This is a genomic window from Rhizobacter sp. P1_G5 (assembly GCF_056405435.1).
The window spans coordinates 1-3,247 of record NZ_JBFUCB010000654.1 but is presented as its reverse complement, the minus strand read 5'-3'; the positions used below and the strand labels follow the sequence as shown (position 1 = coordinate 3,247).

The following is a 3,247-nucleotide window of genomic DNA, read 5'->3' as shown; positions in this document are numbered from 1 at the left end:
CCGCGGCACGGTACGCACCTTCAGCACCGAGGTGCTGGACGAGATCGAGGCCAACATGCGGCGCATCGCCGAGGTGCTGCCGCAGGTGCACGGCGGCACCGGCGAACTGAAGTTCCACCGTGCCTACCCGCCGCTGGTGAACTGGGACGCGCAGACCGATTTCGCGATGAAGGTGGCGCAAGACACCTTCGGTGCCGACAAGGTCGACGGCAACACGCCGCAGCACGGCGGCGCCGAGGACTTCTCGTTCTACCTGCAGAAGGTGCCGGGCACGTACCTGTTCGTCGGCAACGGCGGCGGCGGGCACCGCGAGGCCACATACCACGGCATGGGGCCGTGCGAATTGCACAACCCGAATTACGACTTCAACGATGCATTGCTGCCGGTGGGCGGGACGTACTGGGTTCGCCTGGTGGAGGCGTTCTTCGCGCGGGGCTGAGCGGAAATTGCGGCCTTCAACCTCGATTCCTGACAATTATCGATAATCGTTCCCGGCCGATTGAATTCGGCCACATCGACAATTAATCTACTGCTCAACCTGAGTCGACACGACCAGGTGTCAGCCCTGGGGAGGGATGCCATGAGCAGCAAGACGGCTGATCGCCGGGTCGATGACCTGGCCGGGTTCGCTCGGGAGAGCAGCGGCCGGGGAGCCAGGGTCTCGGTCGTGATCCCGACCTACAACCGTGCGCTGGACGTGGTGCGCGCGGCACGATCCGCGCTGGCGCAGACGCTGCCGCCGCACCAGGTCATCGTGGTCGACGACGGTTCCACCGACAACACCGCCGAGCTGGTGCGCGAGTTGCCGGCGCCGGTGCAGTACATCCCGAAGACCAACGGCGGTGTGTCCAGCGCACGCAACACGGCGTTCCCGCAGGTGACCGGCGACTACGTGGCGCTGCTCGATTCAGACGATCACTGGGATCCGCGCTGGCTGGAGACGGCGGTGAACACCATCGAGGCGGTGCCCGGTGCGGGTGCCGCGTGCTGCACCCGCGCGCGCGGCGTGCGCCCCGACGGCTCGGAGATCGGCATCGCACCGCCCAAGCCCGGGGTGGTGAACGGCATGCTGCGGCTGCCCGACCTGCTGATGGGCGGCATGATGGGCTCCAACGTGGTGCTGCGCACCGAGGCGCGCACGGCGGCCGGAGACTTCGACACCACGCTCAAGACCGGCGAGGACATCGACTTCGCGTTGCGCGTGGCGGTGTCCACCACGATCGTCGAGGTGGCGCAGCCGCTGGTGAACGTGACCGCCACGCCGGGCTCGCTCAGCCGGAACATCGACACCGGCAACAGGCTGAAGGTGTATGCCAAGTTCGAGCAGGAGCATCCGGAGGAGGCCCGCCATTTCGCGAAGGAGTTTCGCGATGCCCGCGTGGCCACCACGCTGGGCTACGCGCGCGACCTGATGTGGGCTCGCCAGTTGCCGGCGGCACGCGAGCGGCTGCGCGAATCGTGGCGCTACCGGCCGACGGTGGCGGCCGCGAAGCTGGCGGTCAAGCTGGTGGTGCTCAGTGCGCTGGGGCGTGGGCGCACCCAGGGCTGACTTTCCGGCACCGAACACGAGAGTTCAATCCAGGCCAGTCTTTCCCGGTGCCCAGTACGCCTTGGTCAAGACGCGAGACGAAGCGACGCCCGAGTCCTTCAGCGCTCGGCGCAGGTGCTGGATGGTCGAGGCCTTGCCTGTCAACACGAAGGCCGAGCCGGTGGCCGCGAGGGCTGCCAGACGCTGCTGGATGTCTTCCAGGTGCGCGTCGTTTTCCTTGCACTCGAACAACTCCGCCGCGTCCAGATGCAGCCGCGCGATCACCTCGCGGACAGGGGCAGCGGCTTTCACTTCGAACAGGCAGGGCAGGGTCGCGGGGCGGCGTTGGCCACCGAGCGCGCAGGCCAGGCCGATCGAGGTCTCGTCGCCGATCACGGCAGGCATGCGTGCATTGCCGACATCGAGCGATGCCCGCGGCCCGAAGACATCGCACGCATCGCCGGGACTGACCTCACGGACCCAAGCGCTTCCGGGCCCATGGCCATGCGCATAGCCCAGGATCCGCGTCCGCCCCRCGGCCGCGTCCCACTCGATCGGCGTGAAGGTCCGTGCGACGAACGCCGATCCCATCGCGATCTGCACCTTCTGCCCCGGAACCCATTGGATGCCCTTGAACTCCGGACTCTCCAGCGTGATCAGCCGGAAGCTTTCGGAAACGGGCTCGACCGCCACGACCCGCGCCTGCTTCATCAGCATGCGCATCAGCGAACGGCCCCAACTCATCGCGTGAACACGCTGAACTCGTTGCCCCGGCCCTCGCTGATCGGGATCGGCTGCGAGAGGTAGCCGTTCGCCGGATCGCGCACGTAGGCCAAGTACTCGTTGCCGTGATCGAAGGCGTTCTCCGCGAGGATGGGCGTGCCGGTCTTCAGGTGCGGTTCCAGCAGCTTCAGCACCGGCAGGTACAGGCTGAATGCCCCGTCGAGCAGCACCAGGTCGATCTCGCCACCGACATCGGCGAGCGTCTCGCGCGCATCGCCCACGCGGATCTCGACCAGGTCGGCGAGCCCCGCCGCCTCGAGGTTGGCCCGTGCGCGCGCAGCCTTGCCGGGCTCCAGCTCGGTGCCGATCAGGCGGCCGCCCCCCATGTCGCGCAGGGCAGCGGCCAGGTGGATCGTCGAGACGCCCATCGACGTGCCGAACTCGACGATCYGCGTCGCCTTGCGGGCCCGGGCGCATTGGTAGAGAAAGCGGCCATATTCCGGCGCCACGTTCAGGAAGTTGTCGGCGTAGCCGCGGTAGAAGCCGCGCAGGTCGCGGCGCTCTTCGGCGAAGTGGTGGGCGATGGTGTCCGCGATCAGCTGCTCGGGATGCGGCGCATCGACGAACTGCGCCATCAAGGGCCGGTCGGCCTGCTCCGCTTCGGTGAAGAGGTGCTGCAGCGTCCGGGCGCCGCGGCCCGTGCTCAATGAATCCATGGTCTCGTGTGCTCCAAAGGGTGACGGCACATCGTACGGAGGGGCTCTTGCGAGCGCATTGCGCGGCAATGCCAGAATCTTCGGAGATCCTGCCAATCGTCATCGTTCCCCCATGCCCCTTCTGAGTGAGCTTGCCGCCGACTGGGCGGATCCGGATCTCGTGCCGCGCCCGGTGCTGAGCATCGGTGCCGTGATCGAGAGCCCCGGCCAGCGGCACGAGATGGATTTCCACAACCACCGCAAGGGCGAGCTGCTGTTGCTGATGCGCGGGGTGCTGACC

The 3,247-nt window shown here is 67.5% G+C and carries 4 protein-coding genes; 2 read left to right on the top strand and 2 right to left on the bottom strand.

The window, feature by feature from the left end:
* Both AC1D12_RS28915 and AC1D12_RS28910 read left to right on the top strand, forming a co-directional pair.
* On the top strand, positions 1-439 hold a 439-nt coding region (locus AC1D12_RS28915; protein WP_477844572.1), incomplete at its 5' end, for a M20/M25/M40 family metallo-hydrolase.
* A 141-nt stretch (positions 440-580) separates the two neighbouring features.
* Entirely contained in the window at positions 581-1,549 is a 969-nt protein-coding gene (locus AC1D12_RS28910) for a glycosyltransferase family 2 protein (RefSeq protein ID WP_477844570.1), read from the top strand.
* A 24-nt stretch (positions 1,550-1,573) separates the two neighbouring features.
* On the opposite strand, the gene AC1D12_RS28905 is transcribed toward AC1D12_RS28910, so the two are convergent.
* Positions 1,574-2,245: a siderophore-interacting protein gene (locus AC1D12_RS28905; protein WP_477844568.1), complete on the bottom strand. Its 672-nt coding sequence runs from the start codon at positions 2,243-2,245 to the stop codon at positions 1,574-1,576.
* A 23-nt stretch (positions 2,246-2,268) separates the two neighbouring features.
* Positions 2,269-2,967 carry an O-methyltransferase gene (locus AC1D12_RS28900; protein ID WP_477844566.1) on the bottom strand — a complete coding sequence of 233 codons (699 nt, stop codon included), beginning with the start codon at positions 2,965-2,967 and terminating at the stop codon, positions 2,269-2,271.
* Positions 2,968-3,247: the final 280 nt, after the last annotated feature.

Bases quoted from the DNA above. Each gene is read 5' to 3' on its own strand.
- AC1D12_RS28910 (WP_477844570.1), top strand. From the start codon at position 581: ATGAGCAGCAAGACGGCTGATCGCCGGGTCGATGACCTGGCCGGGTTC.